Here is a 17,753-nt window from a genome sequence, read left to right on the forward strand (position 1 = left end):
ACCATCAGCACATGCCATAGAGGACACTATGTCAGCACGTAAAAGAGGCCTTGGCCGCGGTTTAGATGCGCTACTCGCAACCAGCCAATCATCTGCTCAAAAAGAACAAGATGTCGCCGAGGTAAATTCAACCAACGGTGAGTTAAGTAAACTGCCTATTGAATACTTAGTGCCAGGCAAATATCAGCCTCGTAAAGACATGTCACCTGAGGCATTAGAAGAATTAGCCTCATCTATTCGGGCACAGGGCATTATTCAGCCGATTGTTGTGAGAAAAGTGGATGAACACCGTTATGAAATTATCGCCGGTGAGCGTCGTTGGCGCGCTTCACAATTAGCACAACTAGACGAGGTGCCGTGTTTAGTCAAAAACGTACCTGATGAAGCTGCCGTTGCTATTGCTCTTATCGAAAATATTCAGCGTGAAGATCTTAATGCAATGGAAGAGGCTCAGGCGCTAGACCGTTTAATGAGCGAATTTGCGTTAACTCATCAAGAAGTGGCAGAAGCGGTGGGTAAATCTCGTACAACCGTAACTAACCTACTTCGTCTGAACAATTTGAACGACGATGTAAAACTGTTAGTTGAGCACGGTGATATTGAGATGGGACATGCCCGCGCCCTTTTAGCTTTAGAAGGCGAAACTCAGTCAGAAACAGCGCAAGTGGTTTCGGGTAAAGGTCTTACCGTTCGAGATACTGAAAAGCTCGTTAAAAAGCTATTAGAACCCGCGAAGCCAAAGCCTGAGAAGAAAGTTGATCCTGATGTTCAAAATCTTATGACTCGGCTTTCAGAAAATTTAGGCACGCCTGTGGTCATCGACCATAACGCTAAAGGCAAAGGTAAGCTAACGATAAGTTTTAGTGATCTTGAACAATTAGATGGAATTATCTCTAAAATTCAATAGTTTATATTAATAACGGCCGAAGTGGTTCCCTTGCCTACCCGCAATTGACATGCTGTCCGACACTAGCAGCGGACACTCTCCTTTCCGGTTATAGCAATAGAAAATTTTCAGAATAACTTTCAAAAAGCGTTGTACTGTTGAAAATTGTCGGTAAAACAGTATACTTCTGACGCTTTTTGTAAGACGTGAACAAGCTGCGAGTAAAAGTGACGAACAAGTTAGCGAAGCGCGGGATAGACCTCGCAAAAAAAGGGCTACTTTTTCAGGCTGTCACGGCCCTATTCGTTACGGTCATCGCAGGTGCTGCAGGAGGAAGTCATTCCGCCATGTCGGCAGCAGCAGGCGCTCTAATCAGTATCCTGCCCAATAGTGTTTTTATGGCTTTCGCGTTTCGATACGCGGGTGCGAGTAAAAACGACCTTGTTGCACGGAGTTTTAGCCAAGGCTCAAAATTGAAGCTGGCACTGACAATCATTTTATTTGTAATTGCTTTTAAAGGTTTAAACGCCGCGCCATTAGAGATTTTCATGGCATTTGTGATTACAACCGCTAGCCACGGGCTAGCCATGTTTCATTACGGTACGAAACAATAAAGACAACGCGAGGCGTTGCGATAACGAAAACAACGTAATCGACCGATTGAGACAATAGAACCAGTCACCAAATTTTTACACTTTACAACTTGGGTTAAACAATGGCATCTGAATACACTACCTCAGAATACATCAAGCACCACTTGACCAATGCCACCATGTGCTCAACTGACAACGGAATTGCTTTTAACAAAGCGTGTTCTGACGCCGGTTTTTGGGCATGGCATGTTGATACACTGGCATGGTCTATTGGTCTTGGTCTTCTTTTCTTAATCATTTTTAGAAGCGTTGCTTCAAAAGCGACAACCGGCGTACCTGGCAAAATGCAGGCGTTTGTTGAGCTTGTTGTTGAGTTTGTTGACGACAACGTTAAAAGCACTTTCCACGGTAAGAGCGCACTTATTGCGCCATTAGCGCTAACTATCTTTGTATGGGTATTGCTAATGAACCTTATGGACTTGGTGCCAGTTGATCTCATTCCATGGGTATCTGGTCTTATCGGCCAGGCGGCTTTTGGCATGGATCCACACGACGTTTACAACAAGGCAGTTCCAACCACTGACCTTAACTTAACGTTCGCACTGGCTTCAGGCGTGTTTATCCTTATTCTTTTCTATTCAATCAAGATGAAAGGCATAGGCGGTTTTGCTAAAGAACTGACTATGCAGCCTTTCGGTCACCCTATCTTTATTCCGGTGAACTTTATTCTTGAAACCGTTACTTTGCTTGCGCGTCCGCTTTCACTAGCACTGCGTTTGTTCGGTAACTTGTATGCCAGTGAGCTAATCTTCATTTTGATTGCTACAATTGGCTACTTCCAGCTTCCACTACACTTCATGTGGGCTGTGTTCCATATTCTGGTACTTCCGCTTCAAGCGTTTATTTTCATGATGCTTACCATCGTGTACTTAAGCCTGGCGTGTGAAGACCACTAAGCATTAACGGGTGTCGGTTTTGGTTTTTAATCGGCACCGTTTTTACAGAGTTTGACTTTTAAACATTAACTTTAAATTTAACTTAAATCGGAGACGTAAATGTTATACATCGCTGTTGCACTACTGATTGGTCTTGGTGCCCTAGGTACCGCTATTGGTTTCGGTCTACTAGGTGGTAAATTCCTAGAATCTGCCGCTCGTCAACCTGAACTAGCACCTCAACTACAAGTTAAGATGTTCATCGTAGCGGGTCTTATCGACGCCATCGCGATGATCGGTGTTGGTATCGCTCTATACCTATTGTTCGCTGTTGGTGCCTAATTTTACTAAACACTTTTTTAGCGAACTTTAAGAGGAGGGGCGATTGTGAATTTTAACGCCACTTTTATAGGTCAATTAATCGCCTTCGCTGTGTTCGTGGTGTTCTGCATGAAATATGTATGGCCTCCACTGATGGCAGCGATTGAAGAACGTCAGAAGAAAATTGCCGATGGGCTTGAAGCTTCTGAACGTGCAGAGAAAGACCTAGAGCTTGCTCAAGCGAAAGCTACTGAGCAATTGAAAGATGCGAAAGCGCAAGCAGCTGAAATTATCGAGCAGGCTAAAAAGCGTGCCAACCAATTGGTTGACGATGAAACGCAAAAAGGTCATGCGGAACGCGAAAAAATTATCGCTTCTGGTTATGCCGAGATTGAAGCTGAACGCAATCGTGCCAAAGAAGATTTGCGCAAGCAGGTTTCTGCACTTGCAGTAGCTGGCGCACAGCAAATCTTACAACGTGAAATCGATGCTAACGCACAAAACGACATTGTTGAAAAACTTGTCGCTGAGCTTTAATTGGGAGATGAGCCATGTCTGAATTGACTACTGTTGCTCGTCCTTATGCTAAAGCTGCTTTCGATTTTGCTGTCGAGAAAAATGCCGTTGCAAAATGGCAAGAAATGCTCACCTTCGCAGGTGAAGTAGCAGTAAATGAAGATATGCACCAGTTACTAACTGGTGCTATCGCCGCTGATACGCTAGCCGACATTTTTAATAATGTGTGTGGTGAGCAACTCGACGAAAACGGTCAAAACCTAGTAAAGGTTTTGGCTGAGAATAAACGTTTAGCCGCGTTGCCTGAAATTTCTACTTTGTTTGATGCGTTTAAAGCGGATTACGATAAAGAAGTAGAAGTGGACGTAACCTCAGCATCTACGCTGACCGATGCCCAAACAAATGAATTGGTAGCATCTTTGGAAAAACGTTTGGCACGTAAAGTGAAGCTTAATTGTAACGTGGACCCTGCCCTGATCGCTGGAATGGTAATAAATGCCGGTGATACAGTAATTGATGGTTCCGTAAAGTCGAAATTGAACCGTCTAGCAGACGCGTTGCAAGCATAACGGGGATAAGAGCATGCAACTTAATTCCACTGAAATTGCTGAACTGATCAAGAAAAGAATTGAACAGTTCAATGTAAGCAGTGAAGCACGTAATGAAGGTACTATCGTCGCAGTAACTGACGGTATTATCCGCATTCATGGCCTTGCAGATGTAATGCAGGGTGAAATGATTGAGCTTCCTGGAAGCCGTTACGCAATTGCACTAAACCTTGAGCGAGACTCTGTAGGTGCAGTTGTTATGGGTCCTTATGCGGACCTTAAAGAAGGCGATAAAGTACAATCTACTGGCCGTATTCTTGAAGTACCAGTAGGTAACGCACTACTAGGTCGTGTTGTTAACACACTAGGTGAGCCTATCGATGGTAAAGGCGCAATTGATGCTGCTGGTTTCGAGCCAGTTGAAAAAATTGCACCTGGCGTAATTGAACGTCAATCAGTAGACCAGCCAGTACAAACTGGTTATAAGTCAGTTGATGCCATGATCCCAGTAGGTCGTGGTCAGCGTGAGCTTATCATCGGTGACCGTCAGTGTGGTAAAACAGCGATGGCTGTTGACGCTATCATCAACCAAAAAGGTACAGGCATTAAGTGTGTGTACGTAGCGGTTGGTCAGAAAGCGTCTACTATCGCTAACGTGGTACGTAAACTAGAAGAGCACGGTGCCCTTGACCACACTATCGTGGTTGCAGCATCTGCTTCTGAGTCTGCAGCGCTTCAATACCTAGCGCCTTACTCTGGTTGTACTATGGGTGAATACTTCCGTGACCGCGGTGAAGATGCGCTAATCGTATATGATGATTTGTCTAAGCAAGCTGTTGCTTACCGTCAAATTTCACTACTACTTAAGCGTCCACCAGGCCGTGAAGCATACCCAGGTGACGTATTCTATCTTCACTCACGTCTACTAGAACGTGCTGCACGTGTAAACGAGCAATACGTTGAGCGTTACACTAACGGCGAAGTGAAAGGTAAGACAGGTTCATTGACTGCGCTTCCTATTATCGAAACGCAAGCTGGTGACGTATCTGCATTCGTACCAACTAACGTAATCTCAATTACCGATGGTCAGATCTTCTTAGAAACTGACTTGTTTAACGCAGGTATCCGTCCAGCGGTTAACGCTGGTATCTCGGTATCTCGTGTTGGTGGTGCTGCACAGACTAAAATCATCAAGAAATTGGGTGGCGGTATCCGTCTAGCCCTTGCTCAGTATCGTGAACTTGCGGCGTTCTCGCAGTTTGCTTCTGACCTTGATGATGCAACTCGTGAGCAACTTGAGCACGGTGAGCGCGTAACTGAGCTAATGAAGCAGAAGCAGTACGCTCCACTATCAATTGCTAACATGGGTGTATCTCTGTTCGCGGTAGAAAAAGGTTTCCTTAAGGGTATCGAGCTTAACAAAATCCTAGATTTTGAAGCCGCTCTTCACTCTTACATGAACAGCGAACACGCTGACCTTATGAAGACTATCAACGAATCAGGTAACTACAACGACGAGATTGCCTCTAAGTTGAACGACGCTTTAACAAACTTTAAAGCGACACAAACTTGGTAATCAATGGTGCTGGTGTTTAACCACCAGCGCAATTCGTTGAGTAATCGGAGAGATAGTCATGGCCAGCGGTAAAGAAATAAAAGGTAAGATTGGGAGTATCAAAAATACTCAGAAGATTACCAGTGCGATGGAAATGGTTGCTGCGTCTAAAATGAAAAAGGCGCAGGAACGTATGGCTTCTGGCCGTCCATATGCACAAAATATGCTTAAAGTGATTGGTCACATTGCAAACGGTAACCTTGAATATCGCCATCCATATTTGGAAGAGCGTGAAGTCAAGCGCGTCGGTTACATTGTGATTTCCACTGACCGAGGCTTATGTGGTGGCTTGAACACCAATGAATTTAAGCTCGTCACCCAAGATGTCAAAAAATGGCGTGAACAGGGTGTAGAAGTGGATTTCGCTGCATTAGGTTCTAAAGCGTGCAGTTTCTTCAACCGCTTTGGTGGCAAGTTGCTTGCTGCTGAATCTGGTTTAGGTGACAAGCCGTCTGTGAGCGATGTAGTGGGTGTTGTACGCGTTATGCTTAAAGCGTACGACGAAGGACAAATTGACCGAGTATTCTTGGTATTCAATGACTTCGTTAACACCATGACACAGAAACCTGTGATCAATCAGTTATTGCCTTTGCCAAAGTCAGAAGACGAAGAATATCAACATCGTTGGGACTACATCTACGAGCCAGATCCAAAAGAAATTTTGGAAGCACTAATGGTTCGGTACATTGAGTCTCAGGTGTATCAGGGTGTTGTAGAAAACGCGGCTTCTGAACAAGCTGCGCGAATGGTTGCCATGAAGGCAGCAACCGACAACGCCGGTAACCTTATTGATGAGTTACAACTGGTATATAACAAAGCGCGTCAGGCTGCAATCACACAAGAAATTAGTGAGATTGTTAGCGGTGCCGCAGCGGTGTAGGCAAAGGTTTAAAAGAGATAACGAGGACAAATTATGAGTCAAGGTAAGGTCGTCCAAATCATTGGCGCCGTTGTGGACATTGAGTTTCCACAAGATGCGGTACCAAGAGTTTATGACGCACTACGAGTTACCGAAGGTGACTTGTCAGGTCTAACCCTGGAAGTGCAACAGCAATTAGGTGGCGGTGTTGTTCGTGGCATCGCACTAGGTACTACTGATGGACTAAAACGTGGTCTTACAGTAGAAAATACCGGTAACCCAATCATGGTTCCAGTTGGTACGAAGACACTAGGTCGTATCATGGACGTATTGGGTAACCCAATCGACGAAGCAGGCCCAATTGGTGAAGAAGAGCGTATGTCTATTCACCGTGAAGCGCCTAGCTACGAAGATCAGTCTAGCTCGGTAGAACTACTAGAAACTGGTATCAAAGTAATCGACTTGGTTTGTCCATTCGCTAAGGGTGGTAAAGTTGGTCTATTCGGTGGTGCGGGTGTAGGTAAAACCGTAAACATGATGGAACTTATCCGTAACATCGCAATCGAGCACAGCGGTTTTTCAGTATTCGCAGGTGTTGGTGAGCGTACTCGTGAGGGTAACGATTTCTATCACGAAATGAACGATTCAAACGTACTTGATAAAGTATCGCTTGTATACGGTCAGATGAACGAGCCACCGGGTAACCGTCTACGTGTTGCACTTACCGGTCTAACTATGGCTGAGAAGTTCCGTGATGAAGGTCGTGACGTTCTATTCTTCGTAGATAACATCTATCGTTATACACTAGCAGGTACTGAAGTATCAGCACTTCTAGGTCGTATGCCATCTGCGGTAGGTTACCAGCCTACTCTTGCAGAGGAAATGGGTGTACTTCAGGAACGTATTACGTCAACGAAGACTGGCTCAATCACGTCAATCCAAGCGGTATACGTACCTGCGGATGACTTGACTGACCCATCTCCAGCGACAACCTTTGCTCACTTGGATGCAACGGTAGTACTTTCTCGTGATATCGCCTCTCTTGGTATCTACCCTGCGGTAGATCCACTAGATTCAACGTCTCGTCAGCTAGACCCACTAGTAATCGGTCAAGAGCATTACGACGTAGCACGTGGCGTACAGACTGTTCTTCAGCGTTATAAAGAGCTGAAAGACATCATCGCGATCCTAGGTATGGACGAACTATCTGAAGAAGACAAGCAAGTAGTATCACGTGCTCGTAAGATTCAGCGTTTCCTATCTCAGCCGTTCTTCGTAGCAGAAGTATTTACTGGTGCACCTGGTAAGTATGTTTCTCTAAAAGACACAATCAGTGGTTTTAAAGGCATTCTAGACGGTGAGTATGATCACCTTCCAGAGCAGGCCTTCTACATGGTTGGTTCTATCGAAGAAGCGCTAGAGAAAGCCAAGAAAGCATAATAGCAGCGGGGCTAGCATTAGCTAGCCTAGCATCATGCTAACGTACCTAATCAGGAGGTTCACATGGCAATGACAGTACATTTGGACGTAGTAAGCGCGGAGAAAGCGATTTTCTCAGGACGCGTTGAATCGATTCAGGTGACAGGTAGCGAAGGTGAATTGGGTATTAACCCAGGTCACGCGCCACTTATCTCTGCTATTAAACCTGGTATGGTGCGTTTGGTTAAACAGCACGGTGAAGAAGAAGTAATTTATGTTGCTGGTGGTGTACTAGAAGTACAGCCTAACAACATTACCGTACTGGCTGATACCGCGGTTCGAGCTGAAGATCTTGACGAGCAGGCAGCACAAGAAGCCAAACGACGTGCAGAAGAGCACATCGCCAACCCAGGCGCTGACTTTAACTATGCGGAAGCAGCTCACGAGCTTGCAGAAGCAATTGCACAACTTCGCCTTATTCAGAAGTTACGCAAGTAAAAAGCACAGCTTTGAAAAAACCCGCCAACTGGCGGGTTTTTTATTGTCGAACGAAAAGTAAACGTTCACATTCTCTTTCGTTTATTTATATTGCTTACGATGACTTTAACGCTTATGGTTGAGGTGTTATCTGTAGCCCATGGGAATGCTTCTTTCGAGTTTATTAAATTAATTGAAAGTAAGAAGAACTACCTTTAAATAATTATCATAAATAATGAAACTAAATCCATATTCAAATGCGCACAACGGTGTATTTATAGGATTATATCCATTCTTATTGGTTGTCGTTCTTCTAGTTTTACACTATTTCAGTGGTGCTTTAGCGCTGGACAATAACGGAAGTGTTCGCGAGCAGAGAGACTTTAACTCAGCAATTGGTATGACTTTGCTATCTGGGTATTTTTGGTTTTGTTTACAACTAAATCATAAAAATGTACTAAGCACATTAATCTCGATGTTGGTAAAAACAAATCAGCTGAGTCATTTGAGCCAGCATAGGCAAAAACTTGTCACAAAATTCCAGCTACATACTATAAATAGCCTTATTACTGCTGTTTTTACGACCGTAATGTACGTAATTTTAGAAAACCTGCTTTTTTCCGAGGTAAAGTTGTATCAATACGTGATTACAGGATGTGCGGTACTTTTTTGGTTTTTGTTTTTTCTCTTTTTAATTCAGTCTACGTCAAACGTAAGCTATTTAAAAAAGCACGTACTAAGTCAAACTGAAAACTATATTGACTATTTAAATTCTATCTCCTCTCTAGCTCGTTTATCCTTGATTAACGCGACTTTATCCATTGGGGCTTTTTCTCTTTTCCCTATCTTTTGGCTTAATAAAAACGTTCCTTTTTTTGATATTGCTATGACGTTATTTTTTTTATGTATTATAGCGTTTTACCTATTTTATCCTGTTTTAAAGTTACACTCTCAGTGGTTTAACGGTAAAAATAAAAAGCGCGAACAGCTTAATAAACTAGCGAACAACGAGAAGTCTTCAGAAAAGCTAGTGCAATGCGAGCAAGACTTAGAAAGGATAGATTCACTGTCGATGAACCTATTCGGACTTAAAGACAAAATGAGACTTGTTGCTTGCTTACTCTTAATAGCTATATCTTGGGGTATGGTTTTAATTTTCTCCCACAGCTTCAAAGGGCACATATAACAGCCTGCACTTAATTTCTTCTTATGAATAAAGCTAATTTACTAGAAAACCTAACGTATCCCGTAATACTTGTAACCTCCATGATCGTACTACACACTATTGGTGGCACAATACTGTTAGATATCGCCTCTCTGGATGCACAAAGAGACTTTAATACGGCAATAGGAACCTCACTACTTAGTGGTGCGTTTCTTTTATCTATTAGAGTCATCCAAAAAAGTGTGGCCAAGCATCTTTTGCTTATCCTTGATGTAACTAAACAACGTCATTATTTTTGGCTACATAGAAAAGCTTTGTCGGAGCAATTTAAAAAACACCTGATTTGGTCAGTGTCCTTAGGTTTTATAATGCCTATTTTGTACATGGTAACTGAAGGACTGATCTCAAGAATTAACGAGAAAGAAGTCTTTATCGTTGCAATGGGAGCAATACCTTTCTGGTTACTCATGTCCCTATATATTTTCCAAATAACGACAGTTAACCGGCATCTAAGGACATTTCTTAATACTGAAGGTATGGAGCTTATCGTCAAAATAAAGATGTATAAAAGTGTAATAACCGTTGCCGCTATCACTATAGCCACAACATTATTGGTGTTCTTAATAATGCCAGTATTTTGGATAAATTTATCGGTTCATCTGTTCGATATGGTTTTTATATCTTCATTATGCCTGTTTTTAGCAATCCTACTAGTTTCGCCGTTAATCAATTATTATCGTAGATTAAGTATGACAAAGCGGTTACTAGCGACTGATTTAGATAGACGGGTAGAGTGCCTAATCAAAGAAAGCGTGACGTCAGAAAGAAGCAAAGAAATAGAATATTTACTTAGTATGAAAGAAAAATACTGCAATTCTAATTTTACTGCGTGTATATATAAAGGTTAATGTAGCTAAGTGAATCGATGAGCTTAAGCTGAAACGCTTGCATGATGCCTTCTACCTAACAACTGTATTGAGATTACCACTGTGCGAATATACGGCGATAAACGTTCTGGAAACTGCTACAAACTTGAATTGCTTCTTTCTTTGTTAGGCAAAACCTGTGAATGGGTTAATGTTGATATAATGAAGGGAGAGACCAGAGCGCCGTCCTTTCTTGAAAAAGCGCCTAACGGTAAAATTCCCATACTTGAACTCGATGACGGAAGGGTGTTGTCAGAGTCGAACGCTATCATGCATTACCTTGCTTCTAATACGCCCTACGTCCCTTCTTCACCCTATCACTTTGCGCAACTGTTGCAGTGGCAGTTCTTCGAACAGTACAGCCACGAACCCTATATCGCCGTTGCCCGCTACATAAATATCTATTTAGGGTTGCCTGATGACAGAAAAGCGGAATATGAGTCTAAGCAAGCGGGTGGATACCGAGCGCTTGAGGTAATGGAACATCAACTTAACAGCACACCCTATTTAATAGGCGATACCATTAGCTTAGCTGATATTTCACTGTTTGCTTATACCCATGTAGCTCATGAAGGCGGCTTCGACTTGTCGGCATACCCTGCTATTCGCCATTGGATAAGTTTAATTAAAGAGCACAAAGGCTTTATACCAATGAACACTTAGAAAGGCTTGTGGCCCTCTCAGCGTTAGATTTGTCTTCTATGGGACATTGGCCCTTGCCAATGCTTTTGTAAGGCGCATTGAGCTTTGTGAAGTGCAGATACGTCGGTTTTGTCTAAACAGCTTATCGCATAGGCTGTCGCTTCGAGTGTAGAGAGCGCGTGCTCTAATTTTGTGTGACGAATTGCATAATTAGACGCTGGCGCCGATGAAAAGTGAAATGAAGGCAAAGTAGCAAGCCATGGGTTTTGCTTAACTATGCCGAATGCCTGTTTCCAGCTCCCGTCTATTAACAACAAGGTAGACAGTTTATGTAATCTTTCTCGAGCAGTACTTTCTATTGGCATACTGGTATCACTGGGATATATGAGTGCTGTATGTTCTAGAGAGCACTCGTTGGGCAAGCTACCCATAGCTTGCGCATCATTTGTAAGAACAATACGACTTGTTGGAATACACAAAGAAACTAGTCTTGCTGTATTTTTCGCATGATACGCTTCTTTTTCATGCTGGATAATGATGATATTTAACGACGTATCCACCGTGTTAATATGGGCGCAGATACACGTTGCTTCGGGGTATCCACATTTTTCACAATAAAGGCGCATTACCTTATTTCTCTACCTTTTTTTACAATGTTAACTGCGTTCATTTATCGCAATCACCTATTTAACAGCGCAACTTACCAGATAGGATAATATACAACATGGCAGGTGAAGCCGTACAATCTAGAGTAGAGAAAACGCTTTCTTACGTACCATCAGGACATGTAATTAGTTACGGCCAACTCGCTGATTTATGTGGGTTACCTGGCAGAGCAAGAATGATGGGGAAATGTTTAAGAGAGATAAACATAGACTGTAACTGGCATAGAGTATTACGTAGTGACGGAAAAATTGCTTTTCCTGCTGGCTCGGAAAAAGCAGAGGAGCAACGACAGCGTTTAACAGCGGAAGGTGTAGTTGTTAAAAATTACCGAGTCAATATGAGTAAATTCGCATGGAAGCCAGATTTACACACTATACTGTTAGAGCTAGAGTATTAGTTCCATAGAAAGTTTAGTAAATGCTCTGTAGCAACGTAATAGCATTTGGAAAATAGTGTTGTACATTTAGAATGATTAAAAAGATTACGATAGATCAGCTAATACCGGGTATGTTTGTTCATCAGATATTAGAGCAAAAAGGTACTTTAACGGTTAAAAGCCAAGGGCGCGTTATATCAAACGATGTCGTTAATGTACTGAAGAAGCAAGGCGTAAAAACGTTAGCTATCGATACTGAGAAAGCATTTGATCCTAGTAATAATTCAACTTCTTCTACGGACAATAGTAAGCCGAATAATTCGAATAAGGCTGAAAAAGCCAAAAAAGTCTCCCTTGAAAATGAGTTAACCAGGGCATCTAAACTTCACGAACAAGGCAAAGCGATTCAAAAGCTTTTGCTTGCTAGTGTTCAAAAGGAAACGCCTTTTGATGCAAGTATTCCAAAAGCATTTTCGAGCAAGCTGGTGGAGTCAGTTGATAGAAATCCTGATGCGCTGCTTTGCTTAACTAAAATTCGCGAGAAAGACGACTACTTGCTAGAGCACTCCCTTAACGTTGCTGTTCTTTTGGCGAACTTTGGCAAATTTTTAGGTATGTCAGAAGAAGAGGTTCAAGACCTTTCATACGCGGGTTTTTTGCATGATTTAGGCAAGATAAAAATTCCAGATGAAATACTTCATAAGCCAGGTCGCTTAACAGATAGCGAAATGGATATTATGAAGGGGCATGTAAAACACGGCGTAGACTATCTAAAAGAGACAGACATAGCGCAACCGCTTATTCAGGCAATTAGTGAACACCATGAACGTTTAGACGGCCTAGGCTACCCTGCTGGAACAAAAGGCAATGATATAAGTAAAGCAGGACGCATGTTGGCTATTGCAGATATGTACGATGCGTTGACTGCGGATAGGGTTTACAAAGCAGGTATGTCTAGCCAAAGAGCATTCTCTATCCTAATGAATGATGCCCCCACCCGACTTGATAAGTCGCTTGTACAGCAGTTCATTAAATGCCTAGGCGTTTATCCCGTAGGTAGCCTAGTATTGCTGTCTAATGAACGACTAGCTATGGTACTGGAACAGAAAGGTTCACCTCTAACACCATTGGTAAAGGTTTTCTATTCCGTTCGCAACAGTCATTATCTAACACCGAAAGATATTGACCTATCTATAGATAAGACCGTAAGCATCACAAAAGCTGTTATCGCTTCTGACTACAAAATAGATGTAAATGCATTCTTTGAGCGCTCAGTTTCGATTGGCTAATACGTTACTTATTGGCAACACAGTGTAGAGTTTACACTGTGTTACTCCACTTCTTTTCTCTTCTTCTGTAAAAATAAACGCACCCGTTTAGCTTGGGTTCAGCATGTTTCGTTTAGAATTTAGCGAGATTAGTTAATCGTGATAACAAGGGCTCGACGTTTATCACTGATCTAACAGCAATAATTTTTTAAATTCAAAATATAGATAGTAGTATCAACACCCTGCTAGCTATATCGTAAATAATGAGTGGAACGTTAATTGCAAATCTTAAGTACAAGGTTAAGTAATTAACAAAAGTTTTTATACAGAGCTTATTGAGAGTGGCAAGGGACATCTGTCGCTTCTTAATATGAAGCTTAATTGAAATAAGAGGAAGCTATGAAAAAGACTCTTGCTGTAAGTTTGATTGCTGCATCATTAACCGTAGCAGGTTGTGCAAATGACCCTAATAATACGCAAAAAGGCGCTGCTATCGGCGCGGTAGTAGGTGCATTGCTAGGTAAAGCAACTGGCGATAATGATAAAAGTCGCTATGCATGGGGCGCTGCGGTAGGTGCCATTGCGGGTGGTGCAATTGGTAATTACATGGACAAACAGGAAGAAGAACTTCGAAGCGAGCTTTCTGATACTGGTGTTCAAGTGGTACGTGAGGGTGATAACCTGCGTTTGATCATGCCTGGTGATATTACTTTTGCTACTGACAGTTCAAGCATTAGCCCTAACTTTAATCCTGTGCTTCAAGATGTTGCGAAAGTCGTTAACAACTATGAAAAAACCGTATTGATGATTAAAGGGCATACCGACGATACTGGATCAGAGCAGTATAACCAGTCTTTATCTGAGCGTCGTGCGGGAGCGGTTAAAAACTTACTGATTAACTATTCAGTTAATCCAACACGTATTACAACAGTAGGCATGGGTGAATACTCGCCAAAAGTGCCTAACAACAGTGCGGCAAACCGCTCTATGAACCGCCGTGTTGAGATGGAGATTCAGCCGCTTACCCAATCTAATACCTAATAATTAATAGGTAAGTAAAAGAACCGAAAGCCCCGTTTTAAAGCGGGGCTTTTTCGTTATTCGAGGTTTTAATTTGCTCGGCAACACTGTCAGCTAGTGAATTAGGAATGGGTATAGCTAGATGGTATTGGGTTAACTTCCAATCATCGCCAACTTTTATAAGCACGCCAGTCCCCCTCGTTTCGCCTAAACTTTTATTATCCAGCAACTCATCGAACCAAGCTGTATTGCCTTCTGGCGAAAAATAGATGTGTCTATCTCTAGGGTGATATGTCCACCCTGTACCGTTATCGAAATGAGGTTTCGCATAGGCTTTAAACGTTTCTTTATCCCAAACTTCCGACGCGTCAGTACCAATGAATATGGCATTTTCGTGATACAAGCTGAAATACGCTTTAAAGTTAGCAACGGACGCATTGTGATGCAGCGCATCAAGGGTTCGATTTACAGTGGCCTCGGCAGTATTGGCACTGACCTTTGTTCCTACCCCTAAACAAAGCAATACCAAACCCAACAAAAAATGTCTCATGATTTTTCCCCAAACTTTCCGCGGTATGCTGATAATTTAACGTGGCTACATCTGAAGTAAACTTCTATTTTTCGATAGCCTGACGCCTATGCGATTTATTTGTCATTTAACTTAAAGATAAGTGTAGATTGGGATTTAGCTCGTTAAATTAGAAGGTGTAAATGTGCTTCAAATTACAGGGGGGTTACATAGTTCAAAGGCGTGCGATATTTATAAACGATGCTAACGTTTTGCCATGTTCCACATGGAACAGGCTCTATACGCTATTTTCCCAAACCATATGGGCTACAGTTCAGATTGCTTCCACTTACGATATATAAATAGATTTTCCTCTGTAATACTGCAGCTGCTAAGGTTCACAAATTATCTTAGCCATCATACTTCATAGTAGATTCACGCAGTATAAGCGTGGGCTCGAAGCTCAATTGAACGTCGTTAGCTTGCCCATAAACTTTGTTTAAAATGTATTTTGCTGACATCTCGGCCATGTTAGCAACGGGGTTACTTACCGTCGTTAGTCGTGGGAAAACATGATGCGCGAAAACGACGTCATCGAAACCAACAATTGATAGGTCGTGGGGAAGACTCATGCCCAAATCCCGGGCGCAACTTATTGCCCCTGATGCCATCCAATCGTTAGCACATACTAATGCGGTAAACGGTAAGTCGCGAGCCATAAGTTCCAATAATCCAAGCTTTCCGTCTTCTTCAGTATAATTGCCTTCAAAAACGAGCTCAGAGTTAACCAAGAGCCCTGCTTCAGACAGCGCACGATTGTGCCCTTCCAAACGCCGTTTGGCATCTCGCTTTTCTATTGGACCTGATATATACGCAATGTTTTTATGGCCTAATTCGAGTAAGTGGCGGGTGGCAAGGTATCCCCCTTTTTCATTATCCAGCGTAGTGCACGCTTCAGAGAGCCCCTCGACTTGCCTGTTAACTAAAGCAATAGGAAGTTTGGACTGATTAAGCTGTAATAAGTATTCATCTGACAGCGCTTCAGCGTGCATGATGAGTGCATCGCAGTTACGGCTTATTAAGAATTCTACTGCATCTTTTTCAGTTTCTAAGCAGTTTCGCCCTACAGTAATAATGACGTGCTTGTCTGCGGCGCGTAACGTTGATTCTACAGCCTGCATCAAGTCGCCGAAAAAAGGAGCATTTAGTTCAGGTACAAGCACACCAATGCTGTCTGTTCGGCTATTAGCCAAAGAGCGGGCGACGGAATTTGGACGATAGTTTAATTCTTCTACCGCTTTTTCCACCCGTTCTCGCAACACCTTATTTACCGAGGCTTTTCCGTTTAAAACGCGGGATACGGTAGATAGAGAAACACCTGCGCGCTCGGCAACTTGGTAAATGGTAGGCACGTGTAAAAACCTCGTTTATTAAAACAATCACTTAACGTTTTTGTATTATGCCGTTATCGGCGGTTGTTCGCTACGTCGAGTAAGTAAAGCTTTAGTGACTTCTCGCTGTTTTTCGTCATTTAAAGGATACAAACAGATAAGAGCTGCTCCAGCGAAGCCGAATAATGCAGGTATCCAGCTCATCAATGACTTCATACCAGGAAGAGATTGCTCGATAGTATTTACATCAAGCCCGTTGTAACCGTAGCTACCTAGCACTAATAGTACTAAAGCACCTGCAAAGCCGCCCCCGGTCTTTTGGACAAAAGAGCCCGCTGAATAAACCAAACCTGTCGCTCTACGTCCGGTTTTATACTCACTATAGTCCGCGGAGTCGCCTAGCATAGAGAAAAATAAGGTGGGTAAAATAGCTGCAAAAAATTCGGCACTGCAGCCAAGGATAAATATTACACTCACATTACCTTGGGGCACAAAGTAAATGCCACAGGTGAGTAAGCTACTTGCCAATAGCGCGGCTATGAAAAGCTTCTTTCGCCCCATTATTGAAGATAGCTTTGCCGTAGCTAGCGCACCAAAAATGGATACTACCAGAAGAGCAATAAAGAAGTACCCTGTGAGTAGCTCATTTCCCATATAATATTTAAAGTAGTAGGCAATAACGCCGTACTTGATACCGTTAAACATCATGGTTAAAAAACCCATTCCCAACAGTATCAACCAAGGTTTGTTTGATAGTAAGTCGATAATGTCCTGCTGTGAGCGGGTGTTCATAGATTCTGGGCGACGAGTTAACTGTTTAATTGCGATAGAGGTGAAGACCATCACCGCAATAAATATCACGCCAGTTAGTATGTTGCGGAAATAGAAAAAGGCTGTTATCGCTGAAAGTGGAATCAAAATTAATGGCAGCTGTTTAGCCAAATCAGAAAGTTCAGATGACAACGGGCGAGAGCATTGAGGTGATTTTTGTATGGTCACACGCTCCTTTGTGGTGAATACGGTAATGCACATCAACGCTACCAACAAGGCAGCAAATAGCCACATCGTATACTGATAGCCAGTAGCGTCGTTACCTTTTCCTAACCAATCTACTAGCATGGGCAAGCAACCCATAACCACTAAACCACCTAAAAACGCGCCAGCAAAACGAAACCCAGATAGACTTGTTCGTTCCCTATCGTCGGTGGTCATTACTCCCATTAGCGCTGAGTAAGGCACATTATTAACCGTATAAGCCAGTGTAAGTCCGATGTAAGTAAGGTAGGCATAAACAAGCTTGCCAGAGTAAGAAAGTTCTGGAGTAGTAAAACAAAGGATCATAAAAAGGCCGAGAAACGGCGTAGAGCCTAGTATCCATGGCCGAAACTTCCCCATTTTGGTTTGCGTTCTGTCGGCAATCATCCCCATAATGATATCGGTAACGCCGTCTGAAAGACGAACCACGAGGAACAACATAGCAGCGGCGGCCGCAGTAATTCCAAAGGTATCGGTATAGAATACTGCAAGATAGGCGAGCGCGCCTCGCCATACTAAGTTAGCAGCAGCATCGCCCATGCCATAACCTATTTTTTCTTTTATCGTCAGTTTATGGTCCATCGTTT

20 protein-coding genes are annotated in these 17,753 nt (G+C 42.7%); 16 read left to right on the plus strand and 4 right to left on the minus strand.

What is annotated here, in order from left to right:
• Positions 1 to 28 precede the first annotated feature (28 nt).
• From ACXACS_RS01790 to ACXACS_RS01850, 13 genes are all read left to right on the plus strand, one after another.
• Positions 29 to 907, plus strand: coding sequence for a ParB/RepB/Spo0J family partition protein (locus ACXACS_RS01790; RefSeq protein WP_179985098.1), 879 nt, complete (start codon positions 29 to 31; stop codon positions 905 to 907).
• A 206-nt stretch (positions 908 to 1,113) separates the two neighbouring features.
• Positions 1,114 to 1,500: an ATP synthase subunit I gene (locus ACXACS_RS01795; RefSeq protein ID WP_474803345.1), complete on the plus strand. Its 387-nt coding sequence runs from the start codon at positions 1,114 to 1,116 to the stop codon at positions 1,498 to 1,500.
• 101 nt (positions 1,501 to 1,601) lie between these two features.
• Positions 1,602 to 2,435 carry a F0F1 ATP synthase subunit A gene (atpB, locus tag ACXACS_RS01800; protein ID WP_012520223.1) on the plus strand — a complete coding sequence of 278 codons (834 nt, stop codon included), beginning with the start codon at positions 1,602 to 1,604 and terminating at the stop codon, positions 2,433 to 2,435.
• Positions 2,436 to 2,534: 99 nt separating this feature from the next.
• Complete coding sequence (atpE, locus tag ACXACS_RS01805) at positions 2,535 to 2,756, plus strand: F0F1 ATP synthase subunit C (protein ID WP_012520222.1); 222 nt, start codon at positions 2,535 to 2,537, stop codon at positions 2,754 to 2,756.
• A gap of 45 nt (positions 2,757 to 2,801) precedes the next feature.
• Entirely contained in the window at positions 2,802 to 3,272 is a 471-nt protein-coding gene (gene atpF / locus ACXACS_RS01810; protein ID WP_269917846.1) for a F0F1 ATP synthase subunit B, read from the plus strand.
• A gap of 14 nt (positions 3,273 to 3,286) precedes the next feature.
• Positions 3,287 to 3,820, plus strand: coding sequence for a F0F1 ATP synthase subunit delta (atpH, locus tag ACXACS_RS01815; protein WP_474803353.1), 534 nt, complete (start codon positions 3,287 to 3,289; stop codon positions 3,818 to 3,820).
• Between the two features lie 13 nt (positions 3,821 to 3,833).
• A complete protein-coding gene (gene atpA, locus ACXACS_RS01820; RefSeq protein ID WP_269917847.1) occupies positions 3,834 to 5,375 on the plus strand; it encodes a F0F1 ATP synthase subunit alpha in 1,542 nt (513 codons plus the stop codon).
• 58 nt (positions 5,376 to 5,433) lie between these two features.
• Positions 5,434 to 6,294 carry a F0F1 ATP synthase subunit gamma gene (gene atpG / locus ACXACS_RS01825; RefSeq protein ID WP_012520217.1) on the plus strand — a complete coding sequence of 287 codons (861 nt, stop codon included), beginning with the start codon at positions 5,434 to 5,436 and terminating at the stop codon, positions 6,292 to 6,294.
• A gap of 33 nt (positions 6,295 to 6,327) precedes the next feature.
• Complete coding sequence (gene atpD, locus ACXACS_RS01830; RefSeq protein ID WP_012520216.1) at positions 6,328 to 7,713, plus strand: F0F1 ATP synthase subunit beta; 1,386 nt, start codon at positions 6,328 to 6,330, stop codon at positions 7,711 to 7,713.
• A 63-nt stretch (positions 7,714 to 7,776) separates the two neighbouring features.
• Positions 7,777 to 8,190, plus strand: coding sequence for a F0F1 ATP synthase subunit epsilon (locus ACXACS_RS01835; protein WP_012520215.1), 414 nt, complete (start codon positions 7,777 to 7,779; stop codon positions 8,188 to 8,190).
• Between the two features lie 214 nt (positions 8,191 to 8,404).
• A complete protein-coding gene (locus ACXACS_RS01840; RefSeq protein ID WP_474803358.1) occupies positions 8,405 to 9,355 on the plus strand; it encodes a hypothetical protein in 951 nt (316 codons plus the stop codon).
• A gap of 80 nt (positions 9,356 to 9,435) precedes the next feature.
• Positions 9,436 to 10,242, plus strand: coding sequence for a hypothetical protein (locus tag ACXACS_RS01845; RefSeq protein WP_474803361.1), 807 nt, complete (start codon positions 9,436 to 9,438; stop codon positions 10,240 to 10,242).
• An 81-nt stretch (positions 10,243 to 10,323) separates the two neighbouring features.
• The gene (locus tag ACXACS_RS01850) at positions 10,324 to 10,923 is read left to right on the plus strand and encodes a glutathione S-transferase family protein (RefSeq protein ID WP_474803364.1); all 600 of its coding nucleotides are present in this window, start codon (positions 10,324 to 10,326) and stop codon (positions 10,921 to 10,923) included.
• A 23-nt stretch (positions 10,924 to 10,946) separates the two neighbouring features.
• Here ACXACS_RS01850 and ACXACS_RS01855 read toward each other — a convergent pair whose 3' ends face one another.
• The gene (locus tag ACXACS_RS01855) at positions 10,947 to 11,528 is read right to left on the minus strand and encodes a tRNA-uridine aminocarboxypropyltransferase (RefSeq protein WP_474803367.1); all 582 of its coding nucleotides are present in this window, start codon (positions 11,526 to 11,528) and stop codon (positions 10,947 to 10,949) included.
• A gap of 98 nt (positions 11,529 to 11,626) precedes the next feature.
• Here ACXACS_RS01855 and ACXACS_RS01860 point away from each other — a divergent pair, with 98 nt between their 5' ends.
• The 3 genes from ACXACS_RS01860 to ACXACS_RS01870 all read left to right on the plus strand — a co-directional run bounded on the left by ACXACS_RS01860 (position 11,627) and on the right by ACXACS_RS01870 (position 14,253).
• Positions 11,627 to 11,965, plus strand: a complete 339-nt coding sequence (locus ACXACS_RS01860) for an MGMT family protein (protein WP_474803370.1) — start codon at positions 11,627 to 11,629, stop codon at positions 11,963 to 11,965.
• A 71-nt stretch (positions 11,966 to 12,036) separates the two neighbouring features.
• On the plus strand, positions 12,037 to 13,233 hold the full coding sequence (locus ACXACS_RS01865; protein ID WP_474803373.1) for an HD-GYP domain-containing protein: 1,197 nt from the start codon (positions 12,037 to 12,039) through the stop codon (positions 13,231 to 13,233).
• A 378-nt stretch (positions 13,234 to 13,611) separates the two neighbouring features.
• Positions 13,612 to 14,253, plus strand: coding sequence for a YiaD family glycine zipper/OmpA-like lipoprotein (locus ACXACS_RS01870; protein ID WP_179985088.1), 642 nt, complete (start codon positions 13,612 to 13,614; stop codon positions 14,251 to 14,253).
• Positions 14,254 to 14,290: 37 nt separating this feature from the next.
• Here the strand turns inward: ACXACS_RS01870 and ACXACS_RS01875 are convergent, their stop codons facing one another.
• The 3 genes from ACXACS_RS01875 to ACXACS_RS01885 form a co-directional block, all read right to left on the minus strand.
• The gene (locus ACXACS_RS01875) at positions 14,291 to 14,782 is read right to left on the minus strand and encodes a nuclear transport factor 2 family protein (RefSeq protein WP_474803376.1); all 492 of its coding nucleotides are present in this window, start codon (positions 14,780 to 14,782) and stop codon (positions 14,291 to 14,293) included.
• Positions 14,783 to 15,150: 368 nt separating this feature from the next.
• Positions 15,151 to 16,152 (minus strand): LacI family DNA-binding transcriptional regulator, encoded by a 1,002-nt coding sequence (locus ACXACS_RS01880; RefSeq protein WP_474803379.1) that lies wholly within the window; start codon positions 16,150 to 16,152, stop codon positions 15,151 to 15,153.
• Between the two features lie 45 nt (positions 16,153 to 16,197).
• Positions 16,198 to 17,748 (minus strand): MFS transporter, encoded by a 1,551-nt coding sequence (locus ACXACS_RS01885; protein WP_474803382.1) that lies wholly within the window; start codon positions 17,746 to 17,748, stop codon positions 16,198 to 16,200.
• Positions 17,749 to 17,753 lie beyond the last annotated feature (5 nt).

It is taken from the genome of Alteromonas sp. AWM4_230, assembly GCF_056158305.1.

Bases quoted from the DNA above. Each gene is read 5' to 3' on its own strand.
- ACXACS_RS01790 (WP_179985098.1), top strand. From the start codon at position 29: ATGTCAGCACGTAAAAGAGGCCTTGGCCGCGGTTTAGATGCGCTACTC.
- atpB (WP_012520223.1), top strand. From the start codon at position 1,602: ATGGCATCTGAATACACTACCTCAGAATACATCAAGCACCACTTGACC.
- atpE (WP_012520222.1), top strand. From the start codon at position 2,535: ATGTTATACATCGCTGTTGCACTACTGATTGGTCTTGGTGCCCTAGGT.
- atpH (WP_474803353.1), top strand. From the start codon at position 3,287: ATGTCTGAATTGACTACTGTTGCTCGTCCTTATGCTAAAGCTGCTTTC.
- atpA (WP_269917847.1), top strand. From the start codon at position 3,834: ATGCAACTTAATTCCACTGAAATTGCTGAACTGATCAAGAAAAGAATT.
- atpG (WP_012520217.1), top strand. From the start codon at position 5,434: ATGGCCAGCGGTAAAGAAATAAAAGGTAAGATTGGGAGTATCAAAAAT.
- atpD (WP_012520216.1), top strand. From the start codon at position 6,328: ATGAGTCAAGGTAAGGTCGTCCAAATCATTGGCGCCGTTGTGGACATT.
- ACXACS_RS01835 (WP_012520215.1), top strand. From the start codon at position 7,777: ATGGCAATGACAGTACATTTGGACGTAGTAAGCGCGGAGAAAGCGATT.
- ACXACS_RS01840 (WP_474803358.1), top strand. From the start codon at position 8,405: ATGAAACTAAATCCATATTCAAATGCGCACAACGGTGTATTTATAGGA.
- ACXACS_RS01845 (WP_474803361.1), top strand. From the start codon at position 9,436: ATGATCGTACTACACACTATTGGTGGCACAATACTGTTAGATATCGCC.
- ACXACS_RS01855 (WP_474803367.1), bottom strand. From the start codon at position 11,528: ATGCGCCTTTATTGTGAAAAATGTGGATACCCCGAAGCAACGTGTATC.
- ACXACS_RS01860 (WP_474803370.1), top strand. From the start codon at position 11,627: ATGGCAGGTGAAGCCGTACAATCTAGAGTAGAGAAAACGCTTTCTTAC.
- ACXACS_RS01865 (WP_474803373.1), top strand. From the start codon at position 12,037: ATGATTAAAAAGATTACGATAGATCAGCTAATACCGGGTATGTTTGTT.
- ACXACS_RS01870 (WP_179985088.1), top strand. From the start codon at position 13,612: ATGAAAAAGACTCTTGCTGTAAGTTTGATTGCTGCATCATTAACCGTA.
- ACXACS_RS01875 (WP_474803376.1), bottom strand. From the start codon at position 14,782: ATGAGACATTTTTTGTTGGGTTTGGTATTGCTTTGTTTAGGGGTAGGA.
- ACXACS_RS01885 (WP_474803382.1), bottom strand. From the start codon at position 17,748: ATGGACCATAAACTGACGATAAAAGAAAAAATAGGTTATGGCATGGGC.